Source organism: Streptacidiphilus sp. MAP12-16 (genome assembly GCF_041262165.1).
GTDB lineage: Bacteria > Actinomycetota > Actinomycetes > Streptomycetales > Streptomycetaceae > Streptacidiphilus.
Genome location: NZ_JBGCBY010000013.1, coordinates 213,872 through 233,645, shown reverse-complemented (window position 1 = coordinate 233,645; position 19,774 = coordinate 213,872). Strand labels below are relative to the sequence as shown.

Below are 19,774 nucleotides of genomic sequence, written 5' to 3'. Positions count from 1 at the left end.
TCTACGGCGATCGCGTCACCCAGCAGTAAGAGCCACCAAACAGCACGACAGCAACCACCGCACCAGCCATACACAAAGAAAAAGACAGACCCGCCCGACCTCGTGGGGAGGCCGGGCGCTGTGTTGCTGGTGGTGGGTTGTCAGCTGTTGGAGGCGGTGATGTTGACGAGCCCGCTGTCGCCGCCGGCGACGTGGAAGACGCTGGACCAGGTGCCCTTGCCGTAGTCGGCGTCCACGTTGTAGGCGGTGTTGTCGGAGCCGATCATGAACAGGTGCAGGACGCTGCCGGTGACGGTGGAGGTGATGTCCTTCAGGCCGGAGGCGTTGCCGGGGACGCCGACGATGGCGGTCCAGGTGCTGGCGCTGTAGTCGGCGTCGAGGTTGTAGGCGTAGCTGTTGGAGCCGACGTAGAAGAGGTGGACGGTGTTGCCGACGGTGGAGGCGGTGATGGACTGGGCGCCGGTGGCGCCTCCGGGGACGGTCATCACGCCGGTCCAGGTGCTGGCGTTGTAGTCGACGTCCTGGTTGTAGAGCTTGGTGTCGGAGCCGATCATGAACAGGCGGACGGTGTTGCCGGTCGCGGCGGCGGCCAGGCCCTTGATGCCGGCGGCGCCGCCGGGGATCTGCTTCCAGGCCGACCAGGTTCCGGCGGTGTAGTTTGCGTCCGCGTTGTAGACGTAGCCGTTGGAGCCGACGGCGAAGAGGCGGACGGTGTTGCCGGTGGCGGCGGCGGTCAGGCTGGTCATGCCGCTGGGGCTGCCCGGGACGGTGTGCCAGCTGGACCAGGTGCCGGCACTGTAGTTGGCGTCCGCGTTGACGATGGTGCCGCCTGAGCCGATCGCGAAGAGGCGGGTCATGTCGCCGGTGGAGGCGGTTGTGATCATCGAGATGCCGGACGCGCCGGTGACGGTCTTCCAGCTGGACCAGGTGCCGGCGCTGTAGTCGGCGTCGGCGTTGGTGATGGTGCCGCTGGAGGTGACGCCGAACAGGTGGGCGGTGTTCTGGCTTGTGACGGTCGCACTGACCTGCTTGTAGTGCAGGAAGTTGTAGGCGCCGACCGGCCATCCGGCGATGGTGGCGTTGTTGAAGTTGCCGACGTACTCGTTGGTCAGGACGCTCGGGTTGGACTCGGCGTAGTAGTAGAAGCTGCCGGCCGACTTGTCCTTCCAGCCCGCGAAGAGGATGACGTGTTCGGTGTCGTAGTCGAGGGCGTCGCCGGGCTGGAGCTGGGACTGGGTGATGTGCGTGGTGATCGCGGAGTCGTCGAGGGTCCAGGTGGTGCGGCTGTAGGGGAGGTTCCAGGCCATGGACACGAAGCCGGAGCAGTCCTCGCGGTAGGTGCCGTTGGCGTCGCTGTGGGAGGCACCCTGGTTGTACGGGACGCCCTCGTTCACCCAGGACTGGGCGCGGGCCATGATCTGGTTGACGGTGATGCCGCCGCCCTTGGTGTTGCTGACGAAGTTGGGGGTCATGCTGTTGCTGGACAGGCTTGTGTTGTTGGTGACCGAGGAGCTGGTGTCGGTGGCGACCTGGGTGGCGGTGGCTGTCTCCGGGTTGCTGATGTCGGTGGTGAAAGTCCCGTCGGTGCCGACCAGCGGGGTGCCGGTGGTGGCGTAGACCGGGGTGTCGGTGTTCGTTCCGGCCTGGTCGGCGGCGAAGGAGTTGGTGGCGGCGTTCAGGCCGAGTCCGGCGGCGGCGGCGACGGCGACTGCGACTGCGACGAAGGAACGGGCGCGCTTGGACGTGGTCATGACAGTTTCTCCTGTGCAAGTCTGCGGAATGTGGGTGTTTCACGGCCGTGGCCGTCGCTGGTGACGGCTGTCCTGCAGGAACAGCCGACCGTGGAGCGGCCTGGGATGTGCGGGCGGTGCAGGGGGTGCGCCGTGTCGGCGCCAGGCAGCCGGGCTGTGGATGAGAACCCGTCACAGTCCCCGCATTCGGGGGCAGTGGGCTCGATTGGACGGCTGTCCTGCAGGAACAGCGGTCGTCAAACTACGCAGCGCTGGGTCAGGTGGCGCGTCGGGTGCCGTGCGCCTGGGAGGACGCGGGCGCCGGGGGTGGGGGAAGGTAGCGGCGCTGCAGGAGGGGTGAGGCGAGATGACTGCGGTAGACGAGTGCGGCGGCTCGCCGCTGTGCGCCGTCGGGGTCGGGGTCGTCGGGGGTCCGCAGGAACAGGAGCAGGTCGATCCGGTCCGGTTCAGGGCGGCCGCTGGCGTGTTCGAGGCGGTCGTCGGGCGTGGCGTGTGCCCATAGGGCGTCGATGACCTCGGCGACCTCGCCCACGGGGGCCTGATCCACTGCGGGGCGGCGGTCCAGGCTGGTGTAGACGATGTCCAAGGCGCTCAGCCCCAGGTGAGGTTGTCCGGGGTGACCGTGGCACCGGCGACGGGGGCGGGGGCAGAGGCGGCGGCGGCCTGGGTGGCGGGGGCGGCGACGGCGGTGACGGGCAGCAGGATGACGGTGCCGACGGCGAGGGTGGCGACCGCGGCGGCCTGGGCGAGACGGGTGCGGATCATGGCAGTGGTCCTTTGCTGGAGAAGAGACGGGTGTCCATCTCCGGATCTCGCGTCCCGCGGTGACGCTTCGTCCGGCTGCCGTTCGGGCTGTTCCCTGCTGGCAATGAATAGCTTCGTCGCAGATCAACGCCCCCGGAAGGGCTTCCCGGTGTCTCCAAAGGGCCAGTCACGATCAGGACATAATGTCATGCCCCTGCCATGTCTGCTAGGTGATCGAAAGTCCGTTTCAGTGGCGGAACACATCAGCGCAATCGCCCCAGTAGCCGCCAAGCGGAATCCCCGCTCATATGCCCTGACCTGCAGCGAAGCCCCACAGAACCGATCTTGAAGTGGGCCGGTGCGGCTGCGATCATGAGCCCGCCGGTGCCGCTCGGGGGCGGTGCCACAATCGGAGGATGCGCCGCGATGCTGGAAACACTGGGGCTGACCGCAGCGGCCGGGGCGGTCTATCAGGCCCTGCTCGACCACCCCGGCCACGGCGTCGACGAGCTCGCACCTAGCTGCGGCCTGACGCCCGGCCAGGTCCACGACTGCCTGGACGAACTCGCCCAGTTGATGCTGGTGCGCGCCTCCAGCGAACACCCCGGGCAGATGCGCGCGGTCACCCCCGAGATCGGCCTGGCGGACATGCTGGCTCGCCAGGAAGCCGACCTGGCGGCCCGCCAGGCCCAGCTCGCAGCCTCCCGTGCCGCAGTCACCCGCCTCGTGGCCGACCGCGCCGACACCCGCGCCACCCACGGCGAACGCCTCCTCGGCATGGACGCCATCCAGACCCGCCTTGACCTCCTCGGCCGCAGCGCCACCACCGAGGTTCTCGGCGTCCACCCCGGCGCCAGCCAGCGCCCCGAGGACCTCGCCGCAGGCCGCGAAGGAAACGCCACCACCATCGCCCGAGGCGTCACCATCAAGTCCCTCTACCAGGACGCCACCCGCAACGACCCACACGCCACCGCCTACGCGCAGTGGCTCCTCAGCCTGGGCAGCGAGGTCCGCACCGCACCCGTCATACCCCAGCGCCTGGTCATCATCGACCGCAGTCAGGCCCTGGTCCCCATCGACCCCGCCGACACCCGCAAGGGCGCCCTCCACGTCACCGAACCCGGCTTGGTCCGCGCTCTCGGTGAACTATTCGATCAGGCATGGGCCACCGCCGTCCCCCTCGGCGCCACCCGCACCGACGACCCCGAAACCGGCCTGACCGACACCGAACGCGAACTGTTGCGCCTGCTCGGCACCGGCCTCACCGACGACACGGCCAGCCAGCGCCTGGGCATCTCCTCCCGCACCGTCAAGCGCCACATGGCCTCCATCATGGAACGCCTCAGCGCCACCAGCCGCTTCGAAGCCGGCATCAAAGCCGCCCATAACGGCTGGCTCTGAACCCGCCGTCCTGCCAGCTCCCAACAGGACGGCAGCGTCATCACGCCCTCGAACCACGAACGCCACGTGGCGCTGAAAAATCAGCGCCACAACCCGATGGAGTCGCAGCTGGGAGAAGGCGACCTCCGCCCGCGCCCAACAACAGCGCGCCCTATCCGGTTGGGGAGGGGGCAGGGGCGGGTCGGCCGGGTTCGGGGTCATGGTGGGCGACGGTGGTCGTCCAACCCTGGTCGAGCAGGAGGCAGGCCTGGTCGATGGCGGCGGCGGGGTCGGGGCGGGAGCCGGCGAACGCGAGGGTTTCGAGGGTGAACCGGGCGTAGGCGGCGCAGATGAGGTCGCCGTGCGGCCGGCCGGTCTGGTCGGCGAGAGCGCGCGCCAGGGCGTGTTCGTGGCGCAGCCACATCGTGCGGGAGTACTCGCGCAGGGCCGGGGTCTCCTTGACCAGCCGCTGGAAGTCGGCGAAGCGGGGGTCTCGGGTGTGGGCCGAGTCGACGAAGCCGGTGAGGTGGGCGCGCAGAGCGTGGGGGATGGTCTGGCCAGGTGGCCGGTCGGTGACCGCGCGGATCAGGGCGGCCTCGTTGCGGGCGTCCTCGTCGAAGACCAGGGCCTCTTTGCCTTGGGGGAAGTAGTTGAACAGGGTCGACACCGACACGTCGGCGCCCTCGGCAATCTCGCGGACGCCCACCTGCTCGTAGCCGCGTTCCAGGAACAGCCGCAGCGCCGTGTCGGCGAGCGCCTGGCGGGTGGCGGCCTTCTTGCGTTCGCGCCGCCCGCCCGTTCCGTCGCGGTCGATCGTCTCTGCCATGTCGTCAACCCTACCCGACATTGTGGCAAAGTTGAAACGGTTGTATATTTGGAGTCGTTACAAATAACGTAGGCGGCGCCTGACGGGTCCGCGGCACAGGGCCGCGGCCGTGATCCGGCGCCGACGAAGGGAACACCATGAACTCCGTAGCACCTGCCCGGGCCAGGATCAGCATCATCGGCGCCGGACCCGGCGGGCTGACCTGCGCCCGCATACTCCAGCGGCGCGGCATCACGGTCACCGTCTACGACCGCGCACCGAGTGCGGACGCGCGCAACCAGGGCGGCACCCTGGACCTGCACGCCGACAATGGCCAGATCGCCCTGCGCGAAGCCGGCCTGCTCGACGAGTTCTTCAAGCTGGCGCGCCCCGAAGGGCAGGAAATGCGCCAGATGGACCCGACCGGCACGATTACGTCCCATACGGTCCCCGAGGCCGACGAGCTCTTCAAGCCGGAAATCGACCGCGGCCAGCTGCGCGACCTGCTGTTGGACTCCCTGCAACCGGGAACCGTGCACTGGGGACAAGCCCTCGACACGATCAGCGGGCCCGCCGACGGGCCGCGGCAGCTGCACTTCGCCGACGGCACGACCATCGAGACCGATCTGGTCATCGGCGCCGACGGCGCCTTCTCCCGGGTACGCCCGGCCGTGTCCTCCGCCGTCCCCGAGTACACCGGGGTGAGTTTCCTGGAGGCCCGGTTCTCCGACGTCGAGAACCGCCACCTCGACATTGCGGAACTGGTCGGCCTGGGCGGCGCCCACGCAGCTGACGGCGACCGCGGCCTGTTCGCCCAGCGCAACAGCGGAAACCACATCCGCGTCTACATCATCCAGCGAGTCCCGCTCGACTTGATCAGCCAGAGCGGCCTGACCGCCGACGACACCAACGGCATCCGAGCCCTGCTCCTCGACGAGTACGCCAACTGGGCGCCCCGCATGCGCCAGATGATCACCGACAACGAAGGTCCCTACGTCGACCGCCCGATCTTCGCCCTCCCGGTCCCGCACACCTGGGAGCACAACCCGACCGTGACCCTGCTCGGCGACGCCGCCCACCTCATGCCCCCGCTCGGCGTCGGCGTCAACCTCGCCATGCTCGACGCCAGCGAGCTCGCCCTCGCTCTCGCGGACGCGGCCACCGTCGACGACGCCATCCGCACCTATGAGAAGACCATGCTCCCCCGCTCCACCGAGACGGCCAAGATCCTCGAAGGTGGCGCCGAGCACCTGCTGTCCGCCGACATCCCCGACTTCGGCGACAGCGGCGACGACGGCGACGCCCAGCCCTGAGCCCGTCCGCGAGAACGGGTTATCGACGTTACTTCCCGGTGGCCTTGGCGAGGGCGGCCTCGATGCCCTGCAGCTGAGTGGTCTGCCATTGCTGGAAGGTGGCGCCGACGGGGGCGAGGGTCTCGGTGACGGTGGCGACCGGGATGCCCTCGGACTTGGCCAGGTTCACCTGGGCCACCACGTCGGGGGTGGAGTTCTGGCTGTTGTAGACGTAGACCTTGATCTGCTTGCTCTTGATCTGCTGGTCGATGGTGGCCTTGTCGGCGGCGGTGGGGTCGGTGCCCTCGCTCATGGCGGAGAGGAAGGTCGCGGGCGTGAGCAACTTCAGCCCCAGGCCGTCGGCGAGCGGGGTGACGATCGACTCCGAGGCGCCGATCGGGGTGCCCGCGTATTTGGCCTTGATGTCGCTGATCAACTGGTTGTACTGGCTGAGGGTCTGGGTCTCGAAGGCGGTCTTCTGCTGGTCGAAGTAGGAGGCGTCGGAGGGGTCTGTCTTCTTGTAGTCGGCGGTGATCTGCTCGATGACCTGGTGGACGTTGTCCGGGGAGTACCAGCGGTGCGGGTTGCCGCCAGGCTGGATCCCGACCAGGTCGCCGACCTTCAGCTCGGTGCGCCCGCTGCCCGGGTTGGTGGACAGGAGCTTGTCCGCCCACGCGTCGTAGCCGATCCCGTTCACCACCACATACTGCGCGGTGGTGACCGTCCGCGCGTCCGCGGCCGTGGGCTCGTAGGAGTGCGGGTCGGTGTTCGGGTTGGTGATGATGCTGGTCACATGGGCGTGGCTGCCGCCGAGCTGGGCGGCGATGCTGCCCCAGAAGTTCTCCGCCGCCGCCACCTGGATCACCTTGCCGCTGCCGCTCGCACTGGTGGAGGCGTTCGCGGTGGACGCGGTAGGGGCCGTGGTGGAACAGGCACTGGTGGTCCCGAGCGCCACGACGCCTGCGGCACCGAGCGCGAACCGGAGGGCTCGACGGCGGACGGTGCGGGACGAGATGGCATTCATGGTGAAGGTCTCCTTGAGCAGGGCAGGTCTGCGGGATAGGCATCACGTTAGATGGAAACAGTTTTCATCACCACCTCGAATGGCCTAGGGATGAAAACCATTACCAAACCTTGACCAGCCTCCCCATCGGGGCCTGCCCGCAGCCTCCGGCTCACCCTCCGGTCGGCGTCGCCAGCGCACAACGCACCAGGGAACGGCCAAGGGCGTACTCCCCGAAGGGAGTACGCCCTTGGCCGTTCCCTGGTGCTCGGTCACCCGCCGGTCACCCGCCGGCATGTGACCGGTCGTTGCCCGGCCCAGGTCGCGGATTGACGACCAGTCCGGGGACCGGAACGGCGAGCGCTGTGACGCGCGGACCCTGCGCGCGACGACGCCGCTGCGGCCTCAGGCCCAGAACTCGTCGGCCGCTGAAACGTCCTCCATGCACTCGTCGAGGTCGGTGATCTTCTCGCCGACGATGCGGAACACGATGCCGCCCGCCAGGTCGAGCTTCTTACCGGCCCGCTCGGCGGTGAGCTGGTGCACCGACATCACGTGGCCCCGGCCGTCAATGAACAGGCGCCGAAGGTCGACCCGGAGGGTTCCGTTCGTCTCCGTGGCGAGCGTCCGGTAGTAGTCGAGGACCGCGTCCACGCCCTTGAAGTCACCGGATAGCGGGTGGTTCCCGGGTACGTGCTGCGTGCAGTCCGCGGTCATCATCCCCCTGAGGGTGTCCATGTCGCCCCGCGAGAACGCCTCGTATCCCCTTCGGATCAGTGCGGCGTGCGGATGTTCAGCCATGGCATATCGCCACCTTCCTGACAAACAGGTACAAGCTGACGTATCCACCCTGTCACTGCACGGGTCGGCGGGCCAGTCCCGTGCTGCCACCAACCCGCGGCCTGGAATTCCGCCTCTGAAATACTCGGGAGCGATCGGCCCGCCACCCCCGGAGCGGGACCGTTCTCCGGCGGACCTGATGGAGAGACTCCTGTGCTGGACGAGCTGGTACCCCCTGGTGTGGCCACGGCAGAGACCTTCGCCGACCCGCCGGGCACGCCTGCCGATCATCTCCATCCGGAGGAGTGGGCCGTCGTCGCGTCGGCGGTTGAGCGGCGACGGAACGAGTTCGCGACCGTCCGGCTGTGCGCGCGACGCGCGCTGACTTCGATTGGCCTGCCGCCGGCCACGCTGCTGCCCGGCACCCGGGGAGCGCCGCGGTGGCCGGAGGGAGCGGTCGGCAGCATGACCCACTGTGACGGCTTCCGGGGAGCGGCCGTGGCTCGGTCCGCCGACATGGCGGCGATCGGCATCGATGCCGAGCCCGACGCCCCGCTACCGGGAGACGTCCTCGACGTGGTCGCGCTGGCCCGCGAGCGCCGCTGGATGGCCGCGCTCGCCGTGGCGGCCCCCGCGGTCCACTGGGACCGGCTGCTGTTCAGCGCCAAGGAATCCGTCTTCAAGGCCTGGTACCCGTTGGCCGGGCGCGAGCTGGACTTCCAGGAGGCGGAGATCACTGTCGACCCGGACGGCGGCACCTTCATCGCCGCGCTGCTGGTGCCGGGACCGCGCCTGCCCGGGGCGCGGGCACCCCTGGCCGGCTTCACCGGCCGCTGGCTGGCCAGGGAAGGCCTGATCCTCACCGCCGTCACCGTCCCGCACCCGGGAACTGGAGAGCCGGGAGCCGAAGAGCCGGAATCCGGCGAACCGGGAACCGGACGCCCGGGAAGGTAGATCAGGCGCGCGCGATCGTCTCGTGGTGCCGGATGACCTCGGCGATGATGAAGTTCAGGAACTTCTCCGCGAAGGCCGGGTCCAGTCGCGCGTTCTCGGCCAGCGAGCGCAGCCGCTCGATCTGCTCGCGCTCCCGGTTCGGGTCCGCGGGCGGCAGGCGGTACTCCGCCTTGAGCCGCCCGACCTCCTGGGTGCATTTGAACCGTTCGGCGAGCATGTGGACGATCGCGGCGTCGATGTTGTCGATGCTCCCGCGCAGCCGCGCCAGCTCGGTACGGGCGTGCGCGTCGACGGCCTCGTCGTCGCTGGACGCCGCGCCGCTGGACGCCGTGGTTGAGCTCTCGGTCATGCGTTCCCCCGTCGGGCATCGGTCATCACCACTGCTCACAGCAGCAGTGTCAGGCCCCAGGATACCGATTCGGCATTTGCTGCCCAGATCATGTAATCTCTTCCAGGTCAGCACGCGCCGCTAGCTCAGTTGGTTAGAGCAGCTGACTCTTAATCAGCGGGTCCGGGGTTCGAGTCCCTGGCGGCGCACCTGAACGGCTCTGGGCCTTCTCCCGACGGGGAGGAGGCCCAGAGCCATTTTTTCGGGCGGCTACGAGGCGCAGGCCAGCCCTCGGAACCACTCCAGAATCTGGGTAGGACAGCAGGGCCGACCGGGTGTGGTCGACGTCGTCCAGTCCGGGCAGACCGCGTCGGCCGTGCGCAGGATCCGGGCGAGGGCACCCGTGGGGTGCTTCAGCTGTTCGATGAACCCGGGAGTCAGCAGTTCCGCCGGGCCGGCCGGGGAAACACCAGACGGCGTGCGCTGATTGGAGCCCTGTCGCTCCCCAGGTCGTCAGCCGCCGCTCAGCAGGCGGGTGATCGCCTCCGGGGCCATGGCACGGCCGAAGTGCCAGCCCTGCGCGGTGTCGCAGTCCGTCGCGCGGAGCCGGACCGCCTGTGAGGCGCTCTCCACGCCCTCGGCGGTCACAGTGAGGCCCAGGGCGTGGGCCAGCCGTACCAGCGCCGAGACGATCTGCTCATCCGCGGCCTCCCGGCGCGCCCCGGCCCCTGTCCCCGGTCCCGGTCCCGATCCCGGTCCCGATCCCGCCCCCGGTCCCGCCCCTGTTCCTGGTCCCGGTCCAAAGGCAGGCGCCGGTCCGGGCGGAGCCGTGGCCGCGCTCACCTCCTGGAATCCCTCGAGGAAACTCCCGTCCAGCTTGAGGACGTGCACCGGCAGCCTGCTGAGGTAGGCCAGGTTGGAGTACCCCGTGCCGAAGTCGTCGATGGCGATGCGCACTCCCATCGCGGCCAGCGCGTGCAGCGCCTCCAGGGGACGTCCGGAGGGGCCCATCACCGCGCTCTCGGTGAGTTCCAGCTGCAGCAGCCGGGCCGGGAGCCGGGTCTCGCCCAGCACCTCGGCGACGTCGGCGACGACATCCGAGTCCCAGAACTGACGGGCCGCCAGATTGACGCTGACAAAGACCTGTTGTTGCGGGAAGCGGTCCAGCCAGGCTCGGGCCTGGGTGCACGCGGTCTCCAGCACCCAGCGTCCGAGCGGGACGATCGCGCCGGTCTCCTCGGCGATGCCGATGAAGCGGTCCGGGGCGAGCTTGCCGAACCGCGGGTGCTGCCAGCGGACCAGGGCCTCGACCCCGCGCAGGGCGCCCATACCGTCCGGGCCGCCTGGTCCCTCGGGCCCGGTCCTGAGATCGACCAGCGGCTGGTACTCGACGATGAACTCCCCGCGCTCCAGCGCCGGGCGCATCGTCGTCGCCAGGACCTGGCGGGTCATCTGGTGCGCGATCCGCTCCGGGTCGTAGAGCGCCCAGCGGGCCCGGCCGTCGCTCTTCGCCCAGCTCAGCGTGGCGTCGGCGTCCTTGACCAGGTCGGCGGGTGAGGTGCCGGGGACCGGGCGCTCCACGACACCGACGCTCGCCGTGGCCACGACCCGCTGCCCGGCCAGGTCGTAGGGCGCGGACAGGATCTCCACCAGCTCGGCGGCCAGCGCCGTCAACTCCTCGGCCCCGGCGCTGCGCGGCACCAGGACGGCGAACTCGTCGCCGCCCATCCGGGCCACCAGATGACCACGCGCGGCGAACCGCTGTTCGAGCCGCCGGGCCACGGCGACGAGGAGCTCGTCACCGACATGGTGCCCGAGGGTGTCGTTGACGGCCGCGAAGCCGTCGAGATCCAGGTAGCACAGGCCGACGCGCTGGTCCGCCTCGGTGAAGGCGCTCGCCAGCCGGTCGAAGAAGAGCGAACGGTTCGGCAGCCTGGTCAGCGGGTCGTGCATGGCCTGGTAGTGCAGCCGGTCGCCGAGCCTGCGGGCCTCGGAGATGTCCTCGACCATGGCCAGGGTGTACTGGGGGCGGCCGTCGCCGTCCCGGATCAGCGACATGGTCACATTGGTCCAGACGGCGTGGCCGCGTCGGTGCTTGAGCCGCTTCTCCAGCCGGATCCGGTCCCGGTCGCCGCGCAGCAGTTCGAGGTAGACCCGGCGAGGGTGCTCCTCGACGTCGAGCAGTTCGTGGATGTGCAGCCGCATCAGCTCGGGGACCGTGCGTCCCAGCATCTCCGCGAGGGCCGGGTTGGCCTCGATGATGAAGTCCTCCGGGTCGACCAGGGCCATGCCGATGCCCGCGTCGGTGAACGCGGCCCGGAATCTGGTCTCGCTCGCCCGCAGGTCCTCGGCGAGCCGGGCGGTCAGCGAGTGCAGTGGCTCCTCGCAGGAAGGACAGCTCAGCACAGCCGCCTGCGACTCATCGGCGCCGGCAGCGCCATCAGCGCTGTCAGCGCCGCCTCCGTTGCCACCACCGCTCGGGCCCGGCACCGCTCTCCTGTCCCACACTCCCGCTCAACCGCTCGCTCAACCGTTCACACAACCGCTACTCACAGTAGTGATCATAGGTGGCGGCCTCGGACCGGGCCACCGATAGCGAAACGATTCACTCCTCAGTGGAGAGCGTGACGGCGCACGCACACGGCGCACGCGCCGCTGCCCTGGCGCATGCACGCCGGGGCAGCGGCGCGTGAGGCCGCCGGTCGTGGTCAGGCGAGACTGGCCGTCAGGGTGATCGTGGTCCCCGAAAGCGCCTTGCTGACCGGGCAGTTGGCCTTGGCGTCCTCCGCGGCCTTGACGAAGCCGGCCTCGTCGAGCCCCGGCACCGTCCCCTGCACGGTCAGGTGGATGCCGGTGATGCCCGTCCCCGGCTGGAAGGTGACGTCGGCCTGGGTCTCCAGCAGCGTGGGCGGCGTGCCCGCGCCGGTGAGCCCGTGTGACAGCGCCATCGAGAAGCAGCTGGAATGGGCGGCGGCGATCAGCTCCTCCGGGCTGGTCTTGCCGTTCGCGGCCTCGGCGCGCGAGGCCCAGGAAACCGCGAACTCGCCGACGCCGGACGTGACGAGGGAGACCACGCCCTTGCCCTCCGTCAGCGAGCCTTCCCATGCGGTGCGTGCGATGCGTGTGGTAGCCACGCTGGGTACCTCCTGGATCGATACGGTGGAGTCCGTTCGTGTGCCCTGCCCACCCTAGGGCCTGCCCGGGGACCGGCAACCGATCATGACCCGAACCGATCAACGACCCGTCAGCGCCAGCTGGTAGTGGCGCTCGCCGCCGTGCGGGCGGAAGCCGAGCTGCTCGTTGATCGCGATCATGTGCGTGTTGCTGACCGCGCACGCTGTGGCGACCTCCTGTACCTCGGGGTGCGCGCCCAGCAGCCACTGCAGCATGGCCGCCTTCACCCACAGGCCCAGGCCCCGCCCACGATGGGCCTTCAGCACCGCGGTGTCGGACTGCCGCGCGCGGGTCGGGTCGCCGGCCGGCAGGACGATCTCGCTGAACCCGGCGACGACCTCCTGGCCCTCCCCGTCCAGGCCCAGCGCGGCCACGGTGAGCAGCGTGTCCCCGCGCGCCGCGATCGCCTGGGCGACCCCGCGCACGCGCTCCTCGTCCCAGCTGGTCCGCCCGTGGTCCAGGGCGTCGGTCGGCATGTCGTTCATCGCCTCCCTGGCCGCCGCGAAGGTGCCGATCAGGTCACCGGGGGCGACGCCGGGCCAGCGCACCAGGTGGTAGCCCGGGCTCGCGGCCCTGACCGTGGCGCGCAGGGCGGCCTGGTCGCAGTCGGCGACGCGGAGCCGAAGCAGTACGGACTCCAGCGCGAGCGCGGCCCCCGACGCGGCCAGGAACGCGTCACCGGGAGCGCCGGTGCCCGCGCGGGCGATCAGGCTGGCGCGCCCATCGGCCAGCGCCGCCCCGCGGACCTCGGCGAGCAGCGCGGTGCCGACCCCGTGCCTGCGCCGCTCCGGGTGCACCTGAATCCGGAACCGTCCGAGGTGGTCCCTGTCCTTCTCGTCGAACAGTCGCAGCAGGGCGATGCCGACCACGCTGTCCCCCTCCCAGGCCAACCAGCGAAGTGCCCGCGTACCCGGGCGTCCGGCCCGCAGCGTCGCCGCGGTGGACGCGCGTTCGGGCACGGCTGCTCCGGGCTCGTCCACTGCGGCACAGGCGGCCAGCACCGCGTGCCAGGCGTCGACCTCGCCGGCACTCGGCGGCGGCGCCGGGTCGGCTCCAAGACGCACGATCCTTACCTGGTCCAGGTTCTCGCCCACGCGCAGCCTCCGTGATCGGGGCGCTCCGGGCGCCCGTCGTCCCCCAAGGATGCGTGACGACCCTGGTGCGCCGACAGAAGGCCCCGCTATGAGCCGCCCCACTCCACGGCCGGGAGGCCACGCCGGGGCTAGGAGCCAAAATATGACGATCAGTCAACTGTTGAGCCTCCAGTGGCATCTGAGTCACCGGGTGCAGGATGGGACGATGGACCTCCGTATCTTCACCGAACCGCAGCAGGGCGCCTCCTACGAGACCCTGCTCCGCGTCGCCCAGGCCGCCGAGCAGCTCCACTTCGACGGCTTCTTCCGCTCCGACCACTACCTGAGAATGGGCGACTCCGACGGCCTCCCCGGGCCCACCGACGCCTGGATCACCCTGGCCGGGCTGGCTCGGGAGACCGAGCGCATCCGGCTCGGCACCCTGATGACCGCCGGGACCTTCCGGCTGCCCGGCGTCCTGGCCATCCAGGTCGCCCAGGTCGACGCGATGAGCGGCGGCCGGGTGGAGTTGGGCCTCGGCGCGGGCTGGTACCAGGCCGAGCACACCGCCTACGGCATCCCTTTCCCCGAGCGCAGGATCGACCGCCTGGAGGAGCAACTCGCCGTCATCACCGGCCTGTGGGAGACCGAGCCGGGCGAGACCTTCGACTACGACGGCCTCCACTACCAGCTCAAGGACTCCCCCGCCCTGCCCAAGCCGGTCCAGGCGCACGTCCCGCTGCTGCTCGGCGGCATGGGCGCCAAGCGCCTGCCCGCCATCGCGGCACGCTACGCCACCGAGTTCAACCTGCCCTTCGTCTCCGTCGACGACACCAGGACGCAGATCCAGCGAGTTCGCGCCGCATGCGCGGAGCGGGGGCGGCCGGCCGACGACATGCTCTACTCCAACGCCCTGGTCGCCTGCGTGGGCCGGGACGACGCCGAGGTCGCCCGGCGCGCCTCGGCGATCGGCCGCGACCCGGCCGAGCTCAGGGCCAACGGCCTGGCCGGGACCCCCGCCGAGGTGGTGGACCGGATCGGCCGCTACGCGGAGGTCGGCACCCAGCGGGTGTACTTCCAGATCCTCGACCTGGACGACCTGGACCACCTGGAACTGATCGCCACCGAGGTCGGCCCGCAGCTCGGTTGAGGAATCCCGATCCCGTCCAAAGTCAGTCCCCGCTCACCCCTCCCGCACCACCGCCACCCCGCCCGCCGCGACCCGCAGCCCGCCTGCGGGAACCGGTTCGCCGGTCAGCAGCTCGACCCCGGCGACCGGGACCACGAGCTGGTCGGCGGCGGTGTGGTTGAGCAGGAACAGCCAGCCGCGGCCGTCCTCGGCACGGCGGCGCACCGCCTCGACGCCGCTCGGCAGCCCCGGGACCTCCGGTGCCGCACCCGCCTCGGCGAGGACCCGCGCGATCAGCGCCGCGTAGGCGCGGTCGTCGAGTCGGGTGGAGACGTACCAGCCGGTGCCCGCACCGAAGGAGTGCCGGGTGACGGCGGGCTCCCCGGCCAGCGTCCCGGTCGTGTACGAGGCCACGACCTGCGCTCCCTCGGCCCGGAGCGCCTCGCTCCACACCGTTCCTGACGAACCGTCGGACAGTTCGACCTCGTCGCCCGCCGCCAGCGGGCGGAACTCCTCGCCGCGGATGCCGAGCACCTCCCGGAAGGCCCCCGGGTAGCCGCCGGTGCGCACCTGGTGCCGCGCGTCGACCACGCCGCTGAAGTACTGCACCAGCAGCGTCCCGCCGCCCTCGACGTAGCGGCGCAGCGTGGCCGCGCCCTGGTCCGAGACTAGGTAGAGGCTCGGGGCGAGGACGACCCGGTAGCGGGCCAGGTCGGCGGCCTCGGGGTGGGCGAAGTCCGTCGTCACCCCGGCGTCCCAGAGTGCGCGGTGGGCGCGCATGACGGTGCCGTGGTAGTCGAGATCGCCGCTCGGCATGCCCTGGGAGTCCAGAGCCCACCAGGCGTCGGCGTCCCAGAGCACGGCCACCTCGGCGCTGACGGTGGAGCCCGCGACCTCGGCCAGCCGTGCGACGGCCTCCCCGGTCGCCGCCGCCTCGCGGAAGATCCGCGTGTCGGGGCCCGTGTGCGGAACCATCGCCGAGTGCCACAGCTCCGCGCCGGCTCGTGACTGCCGCCACTGGAAGAACAACGCCCCCTCCGAGCCGCGCGCGATGTGCGCGATCGAGCTGCGCAGGATCCTGCCCGGGTCCTTGGGCAGGGTGCGGTCGCCGGCGTAGACGGTGTTGGTGCCCTGCTCGATCAGCAGCCAAGGCTTGCCGCCGCCGAAGGAGCGGGCGCGATCGGCGCCGAAGGCGGTGTCGGCGTCGCCGTCCATGCCCGGAGCGCTCATGTAGTGGTCGATGCCGACGAAGTCGACCTCGCGGCCGAACGCCCACAGGTCCAGGACCTGGTAGCCCGGCAGCATCAGGTTGGTGGTGACGGGGACCTGCGGGCCGCTGTGGCGGCGGATCGCGTCGCGCTGCTCCCGGTAGGCGGCCAGGGCCTGGTCCGACCAGAACCGCCGGAAGTCCAGGGTGTGGCCGGGGTTGTGGTGCCACTGCGTGGCACGCGGGGGCATGACCTGTTCCCACGCGCCGTAGCGCTGGCTCCAGAAGGCCGTGCCCCAGGCGTCGTTGAGGGCGCCCAGGGTCCCGTACCTCGCCCGGAGCCAGACCCGGAAGGCGGCGGCGGACTGCTCGCAGTAGCAGACCGTGGCGTACTCGTTGTGGAGATGCCACATCACCAGCGCCGGATGGTCGGCGTAGCGCTCCGCCAGGGCAGAGGCGATGCCGACGGCGGCGCGACGATAGGCCGCGGAGGCGAGACAGTAGGTGTCGCGGCTGCCGTGGGTGAGCCGGGTGCCGTCCGCGCCGACCGGCATGGCCTCGGGGTGGGCCAGGGTGAACCAGGGCGGCGGCGAGGCCGTGGGGGTGGCCAGGTCGACCCGGACGCCGTTGGCGTGCAGCCGGTCAAGGTGGGCGTCCAACCACGCGAAGTCGTAGCGGCCCTCCTCGGGTTCCAGCAGCGCCCAGGAGAAGACGCCGACCGTGACCAGGTTGACGCGGGCCTGCCGCATCAGCTCGTCGTCCTCCTTCCAGACCGCCTCGTCCCACTGCTCCGGGTTGTAGTCGCCGCCGAAGGCCAGGCCGGGTCCAGGGATCACCGTCGGTTCCCATCCTGACGGATCGGCAGCTCCGCGCCGTCGCGCAGGAACAGCGGGATGCGCTCCAGCGGCGCATCGGCGAGGACCGTGCCCCCGCCCGGGTACGGGGTGCCCGTCCAGGCGTCCGTCCAGGTCGCGCCGTGCGGCAGGTACACCTCGCGGCAGCGCGCGCCCGCCTCGGTCACCGGGGCGACCAGCAGGTCCGGTCCGAGCAGGAAGGCGTCGTCCACGGACCAGGCGTCGGCGTCGTCGGGGAACTCCAGGAACAGCGGCCGCATCGGTGGCAGGCCCTGCTCGGCGGCGACCGCCATCTGCTCCATGAGGTACGGGCGCAGCCGCTCGCGCAGCCGCAGATGGTCGGCCAGGATGCGGTACGCCTCCTCGCCGTACGACCAGACCTCGTTGGGCAGGCCGGTCATGGTGGGTTCGAGCTTCTGCTCCTCGCCCCGGAAGCCGTGCAGCCGGAACAGCGGGCAGAACGCGCCGTACTGGAACCAGCGGACCAGCACCTCGCGGTAGGCCGGGTCGTCCGGGTCGCCGCCGTGGAAACCGCCGATGTCGGTGGTCCACCAGGGGATGCCGGAGACGGCGACGTTGAGGCCGGCCTTGATCTGGGTGCGCAGCGAGGCGAAGTCGGTGCCGATGTCGCCGGACCACAGGGCGGCGCCGTAGCGCTGGGCGCCCGCCCAGGAGGAGCGGTTGAGCGAGACGACCTCGGTCTCCCCGGCGGCGTGCATCCCCTCCCAGACCATCCGGGCGTTCTCGCGCGGGTAGAGGTTGCCCACCTCAAGTCCGGGTCCGGCGTGGTAGCGGAGGTTCGCCGGATAGCCGGGCTTCAACTCCGGCTCGCAGGCGTCGAGCCACCAGACCTTGATGCCGTGGGAGAGGTAGTTCTCCTTCAGTCGGTCCCAGACGAAGGCGCGCGCGGCGGGGTTGGTGGCGTCGTAGAAGGCGACCTGGGCGGAGTACGCGTCGAGTCCCTTGTCGGGCCAGTCCGCGTGGGCGACCGGGCCGTACTCGGTGTTGATCAGGAAGCCCTCGTTGAGCAGTTCGTGGTAGTTCTCGCTGAGCGGGCTGACGGAGGGCCAGACCGAGACCATCAGCTTCACCCCGAGCTCGTCCAGCTCGGCGACCATCGCGGCCGGGTCCGGCCACTCGGCGGGGTCGAACTTCCAGTCGCCCAGATGGGTCCAGTGGAAGAAGTCGGAGACGATGACGTCCAGTGGCAGCCCGCGACGGCGGTACTCGCGGGCGACGGCCAGCAGCTCCTCCTGGGTGCGGTAGCGAAGCTTGCACTGCCAGAAACCGGACGCCCACCAGGGCAGCACGGGGGTGTGCCCGGTGGCGTCGGCGTAGTTGCGGAGGATGTCGGCGGGCTGCCCTGCGGTCACCCAGTAGTCGAGTTGCCGGGCACTGTCGGCCACCCAGCGGGTGCCGGTCTCGGCGAGCTCGACTCGGCCTATCGCCGGGGAGTTCCAGAGCAGGCCGTAGCCCCGGTCGGAGAGCAGGAACGGGATGGTGACCTCGGCGTTGCGCTGCACCAGGTCGATGACGGCGCCCTTCTGGTCGAGCAGGCCGTGGGTGTGCTGGCCGAGGCCGTAGAGGCGCTCGCCCCGGTAGGCGCGGAAGCGCTGCTCCAGGCGGTGGTAGCCGTTTCCGGTGGCGGTGTAGAGGCGCGGGCCCGGCCACCAGAAGTGGTGCGGTTCCTCGGCGAGCAGCTCGCTGCCGTCGGCGGTGCGGAGGAAGGTGATCCGCCCTGCGGCGGGGTGCAGTTGGGGGTCGGCGACGCCCTCCGCGTTGCCGTCGATGCGGACGGTGATCGCGCCGTTGACGAGGGTGGCCGTGTTGCCCTCGATCTTCACCACGGCCTCGCCGACAACCGGCGGATCGAGCAGTGCGCCCGGCAGGTCGGCGAGCAGCGGGCCGCCCGGGGTGGCCCGGACGCGTACCGAGTCGCGGCCCCAGGGCTCGATCCGCAGGGTCTCGCCCCGGGCGCGCCACTCCAGCGCGCCGCCGAGATCGTGGATGTGGTTGGGCATGGGTGTCTCCAGGGATGTGCCGTGGCAGAAGCGAAGTTGACGGACACTCGGCGCGGTGGTCAGTGCTGCGGCGCCGGCCCGGTGCTCTCGCGGACGGTCAGGACAGGGGTCAGCAGCGTGATCTCGGGCGGGGTGCCGCCCTCGATGCGGCTCATCACCAGTTCGACCGCCTGGCGGCCGAGTTCCTGCGCGGGGCCGGTGACGGCGGTGAGTCGAGGGGAGTTCTGCTCGGCGAGCTGTTCGGGGCAGAGGGCGACGACGGAGGCGTCCTCCGGGACGATTCGGCCGCTGGTGCGCAGCAGGCTGAGCAGCGGGCCGAGGGCGCCCTCGTTCTGCACCACGAAGCCGGTGGTGGCGGGCCGGTCCTCCAGGATTCGGGCGAGCGTCCCCGCCGTGCTCTCGTAGGTGCCCTCGCACGGGCGGTGCAGGATGCGCAGGCCACGTTCGGCGGCGCGCTCGCGGAATCCGGTGAGCGTCCGCTCGGCGTATCCGGCGTGCCGCTGGTAGACCTGCGGGGCGTAGCCGACGAAGGCGACGTCACGGTGTCCCAGGTCGGCGAGGTGGTCGGCGCAGAGCGCCCCGGCGGCGGTGAAGTCGTGGTCGACGCAGGCCAGGCCGTGCGAGTCGGCCGGCAGGCCGATCAGCGCGGCGTGGCTGTCCAGGGCCCGCAGGATCGGGATGCGCTCGTCGTCGAGTTCGACGTCCATGAGCACGACGCCGTCGGCGAGCCCGCTGGCGGCGACCCTGCGCACGCCCTCCGGGCCCTCGTCGTTGGTGATGAGCAGCACGTCGTAGCCGTACTGCCGGGCCGCCATGGTCACCGCGATGGCGATCTCCATCATGATCGGGACGTAGACGTCGGTGCGCAGCGGCACGACCAGGGCAATGATGTGGGAGCGCTTCCCGGCGAGGGCGCGGGCGCCCGCGTTGGGATGGTAGCCGAGGTCGCTGATCGCCTTCTCGACCCGGACGCGGGTGGGTTCCGAGATCGTCCGCTTCCCACTCAGTACGTAGCTCACCGTGCTGGGCGAGACGCCCGCCTGCCGGGCCACCTCGGCGAGTGTCACCATGTCAGTTCTCCCCCTGCTGCTCGCTTGCTGATGGTGCCGCGACCGGCCCCGAGCGTGCGGGGTCAACGTGCTGCGTGGTCGTCGGGGTCGGTCGCGTCATGATTGTCCTGGTTCCAGCGTGCGGTGTCGGTGTTGACGATGCCGCGCCCGTTGTCTTCGTCGTGCGCGGACGTCGTGCGTGGAGGGTCCTCCATGGACATGGGTGGGGA

At 70.6% G+C, this 19,774-nt stretch carries 18 protein-coding genes and 1 tRNA gene; 5 read left to right on the top strand and 14 right to left on the bottom strand.

Going from position 1 to position 19,774, the window contains the following annotated elements; genetic code table 11:
- Positions 1 to 140 precede the first annotated feature (140 nt).
- The 3 genes from ABIA33_RS19710 to ABIA33_RS19700 all read right to left on the bottom strand — a co-directional run bounded on the left by ABIA33_RS19710 (position 141) and on the right by ABIA33_RS19700 (position 2,516).
- On the bottom strand, positions 141 to 1,751 hold the full coding sequence (locus ABIA33_RS19710; protein WP_370083337.1) for a hypothetical protein: 1,611 nt from the start codon (positions 1,749 to 1,751) through the stop codon (positions 141 to 143).
- 256 nt (positions 1,752 to 2,007) lie between these two features.
- A complete protein-coding gene (locus tag ABIA33_RS19705; RefSeq protein ID WP_370083335.1) occupies positions 2,008 to 2,337 on the bottom strand; it encodes a hypothetical protein in 330 nt (109 codons plus the stop codon).
- 5 nt (positions 2,338 to 2,342) lie between these two features.
- Positions 2,343 to 2,516: a hypothetical protein gene (locus ABIA33_RS19700; RefSeq protein WP_370083333.1), complete on the bottom strand. Its 174-nt coding sequence runs from the start codon at positions 2,514 to 2,516 to the stop codon at positions 2,343 to 2,345.
- Positions 2,517 to 2,921: 405 nt separating this feature from the next.
- On the opposite strand from ABIA33_RS19700, the gene ABIA33_RS19695 reads away from it, so the two are divergent.
- Entirely contained in the window at positions 2,922 to 3,896 is a 975-nt protein-coding gene (locus tag ABIA33_RS19695) for a LuxR C-terminal-related transcriptional regulator (RefSeq protein ID WP_370083331.1), read from the top strand.
- Between the two features lie 151 nt (positions 3,897 to 4,047).
- Here ABIA33_RS19695 and ABIA33_RS19690 read toward each other — a convergent pair whose 3' ends face one another.
- Complete coding sequence (locus tag ABIA33_RS19690; RefSeq protein ID WP_370083329.1) at positions 4,048 to 4,701, bottom strand: TetR/AcrR family transcriptional regulator; 654 nt, start codon at positions 4,699 to 4,701, stop codon at positions 4,048 to 4,050.
- A 137-nt stretch (positions 4,702 to 4,838) separates the two neighbouring features.
- Between ABIA33_RS19690 and ABIA33_RS19685 the strand changes: the two genes are divergently transcribed.
- Complete coding sequence (locus tag ABIA33_RS19685) at positions 4,839 to 5,993, top strand: FAD-dependent oxidoreductase (RefSeq protein ID WP_370083327.1); 1,155 nt, start codon at positions 4,839 to 4,841, stop codon at positions 5,991 to 5,993.
- A 28-nt stretch (positions 5,994 to 6,021) separates the two neighbouring features.
- On the opposite strand, the gene ABIA33_RS19680 is transcribed toward ABIA33_RS19685, so the two are convergent.
- Together ABIA33_RS19680 and ABIA33_RS19675 are read right to left on the bottom strand one after the other, a co-directional pair.
- Positions 6,022 to 6,996, bottom strand: coding sequence for a metal ABC transporter solute-binding protein, Zn/Mn family (locus tag ABIA33_RS19680; protein WP_370083325.1), 975 nt, complete (start codon positions 6,994 to 6,996; stop codon positions 6,022 to 6,024).
- Between the two features lie 384 nt (positions 6,997 to 7,380).
- A complete protein-coding gene (locus ABIA33_RS19675) occupies positions 7,381 to 7,776 on the bottom strand; it encodes a nuclear transport factor 2 family protein (RefSeq protein ID WP_370083323.1) in 396 nt (131 codons plus the stop codon).
- A gap of 192 nt (positions 7,777 to 7,968) precedes the next feature.
- On the opposite strand from ABIA33_RS19675, the gene ABIA33_RS19670 reads away from it, so the two are divergent.
- Positions 7,969 to 8,709, top strand: coding sequence for a 4'-phosphopantetheinyl transferase (locus ABIA33_RS19670; protein ID WP_370083321.1), 741 nt, complete (start codon positions 7,969 to 7,971; stop codon positions 8,707 to 8,709).
- Between the two features lies 1 nt (position 8,710).
- Here the strand turns inward: ABIA33_RS19670 and ABIA33_RS19665 are convergent, their stop codons facing one another.
- Positions 8,711 to 9,058, bottom strand: a complete 348-nt coding sequence (locus ABIA33_RS19665; protein WP_370083319.1) for a chorismate mutase — start codon at positions 9,056 to 9,058, stop codon at positions 8,711 to 8,713.
- 114 nt (positions 9,059 to 9,172) lie between these two features.
- Between ABIA33_RS19665 and ABIA33_RS19660 the strand changes: the two genes are divergently transcribed.
- A tRNA-Lys gene (locus tag ABIA33_RS19660) sits at positions 9,173 to 9,246 on the top strand.
- Positions 9,247 to 9,550: 304 nt separating this feature from the next.
- Here ABIA33_RS19660 and ABIA33_RS19655 read toward each other — a convergent pair.
- The 3 genes from ABIA33_RS19655 to ABIA33_RS19645 all read right to left on the bottom strand — a co-directional run bounded on the left by ABIA33_RS19655 (position 9,551) and on the right by ABIA33_RS19645 (position 13,305).
- Positions 9,551 to 11,443 carry a putative bifunctional diguanylate cyclase/phosphodiesterase gene (locus ABIA33_RS19655; protein ID WP_370083317.1) on the bottom strand — a complete coding sequence of 631 codons (1,893 nt, stop codon included), beginning with the start codon at positions 11,441 to 11,443 and terminating at the stop codon, positions 9,551 to 9,553.
- A 302-nt stretch (positions 11,444 to 11,745) separates the two neighbouring features.
- Entirely contained in the window at positions 11,746 to 12,171 is a 426-nt protein-coding gene (locus ABIA33_RS19650) for an OsmC family peroxiredoxin (RefSeq protein WP_370083315.1), read from the bottom strand.
- Positions 12,172 to 12,270: 99 nt separating this feature from the next.
- Complete coding sequence (locus ABIA33_RS19645) at positions 12,271 to 13,305, bottom strand: GNAT family N-acetyltransferase (RefSeq protein WP_370083313.1); 1,035 nt, start codon at positions 13,303 to 13,305, stop codon at positions 12,271 to 12,273.
- Positions 13,306 to 13,510: 205 nt separating this feature from the next.
- Between ABIA33_RS19645 and ABIA33_RS19640 the strand changes: the two genes are divergently transcribed.
- The gene (locus tag ABIA33_RS19640; RefSeq protein ID WP_370083311.1) at positions 13,511 to 14,434 is read left to right on the top strand and encodes an LLM class F420-dependent oxidoreductase; all 924 of its coding nucleotides are present in this window, start codon (positions 13,511 to 13,513) and stop codon (positions 14,432 to 14,434) included.
- 33 nt (positions 14,435 to 14,467) lie between these two features.
- Here the strand turns inward: ABIA33_RS19640 and ABIA33_RS19635 are convergent, their stop codons facing one another.
- The 4 genes from ABIA33_RS19635 to ABIA33_RS19620 all read right to left on the bottom strand — a co-directional run bounded on the left by ABIA33_RS19635 (position 14,468) and on the right by ABIA33_RS19620 (position 19,765).
- Positions 14,468 to 16,456 (bottom strand): beta-galactosidase, encoded by a 1,989-nt coding sequence (locus ABIA33_RS19635; RefSeq protein WP_370083309.1) that lies wholly within the window; start codon positions 16,454 to 16,456, stop codon positions 14,468 to 14,470.
- Positions 16,453 to 18,495 (bottom strand): TIM-barrel domain-containing protein, encoded by a 2,043-nt coding sequence (locus ABIA33_RS19630; RefSeq protein ID WP_370083308.1) that lies wholly within the window; start codon positions 18,493 to 18,495, stop codon positions 16,453 to 16,455. Before ABIA33_RS19630 ends, ABIA33_RS19635 begins: the two co-directional genes overlap by 4 nt.
- Positions 18,496 to 18,554: 59 nt before the next feature.
- Positions 18,555 to 19,565 (bottom strand): LacI family DNA-binding transcriptional regulator, encoded by a 1,011-nt coding sequence (locus ABIA33_RS19625; RefSeq protein WP_370083306.1) that lies wholly within the window; start codon positions 19,563 to 19,565, stop codon positions 18,555 to 18,557.
- 62 nt (positions 19,566 to 19,627) lie between these two features.
- Complete coding sequence (locus ABIA33_RS19620; RefSeq protein WP_370083304.1) at positions 19,628 to 19,765, bottom strand: hypothetical protein; 138 nt, start codon at positions 19,763 to 19,765, stop codon at positions 19,628 to 19,630.
- Positions 19,766 to 19,774: the final 9 nt, after the last annotated feature.

What these genes read in the sequence shown, in the direction of transcription:
- ABIA33_RS19630 (WP_370083308.1), bottom strand. Translation starts at nt 18,495, where the DNA reads ATGCCCAACCACATCCACGATCTCGGCGGCGCGCTGGAGTGGCGCGCC.
- ABIA33_RS19700 (WP_370083333.1), bottom strand. Translation starts at nt 2,516, where the DNA reads ATGATCCGCACCCGTCTCGCCCAGGCCGCCGCGGTCGCCACCCTCGCC.
- ABIA33_RS19680 (WP_370083325.1), bottom strand. Translation starts at nt 6,996, where the DNA reads ATGAATGCCATCTCGTCCCGCACCGTCCGCCGTCGAGCCCTCCGGTTC.
- ABIA33_RS19675 (WP_370083323.1), bottom strand. Translation starts at nt 7,776, where the DNA reads ATGGCTGAACATCCGCACGCCGCACTGATCCGAAGGGGATACGAGGCG.
- ABIA33_RS19620 (WP_370083304.1), bottom strand. Translation starts at nt 19,765, where the DNA reads ATGTCCATGGAGGACCCTCCACGCACGACGTCCGCGCACGACGAAGAC.
- ABIA33_RS19640 (WP_370083311.1), top strand. Translation starts at nt 13,511, where the DNA reads ATGGACCTCCGTATCTTCACCGAACCGCAGCAGGGCGCCTCCTACGAG.
- ABIA33_RS19695 (WP_370083331.1), top strand. Translation starts at nt 2,922, where the DNA reads ATGCTGGAAACACTGGGGCTGACCGCAGCGGCCGGGGCGGTCTATCAG.
- ABIA33_RS19665 (WP_370083319.1), bottom strand. Translation starts at nt 9,058, where the DNA reads ATGACCGAGAGCTCAACCACGGCGTCCAGCGGCGCGGCGTCCAGCGAC.
- ABIA33_RS19710 (WP_370083337.1), bottom strand. Translation starts at nt 1,751, where the DNA reads ATGACCACGTCCAAGCGCGCCCGTTCCTTCGTCGCAGTCGCAGTCGCC.
- ABIA33_RS19690 (WP_370083329.1), bottom strand. Translation starts at nt 4,701, where the DNA reads ATGGCAGAGACGATCGACCGCGACGGAACGGGCGGGCGGCGCGAACGC.
- ABIA33_RS19625 (WP_370083306.1), bottom strand. Translation starts at nt 19,565, where the DNA reads ATGGTGACACTCGCCGAGGTGGCCCGGCAGGCGGGCGTCTCGCCCAGC.
- ABIA33_RS19685 (WP_370083327.1), top strand. Translation starts at nt 4,839, where the DNA reads ATGAACTCCGTAGCACCTGCCCGGGCCAGGATCAGCATCATCGGCGCC.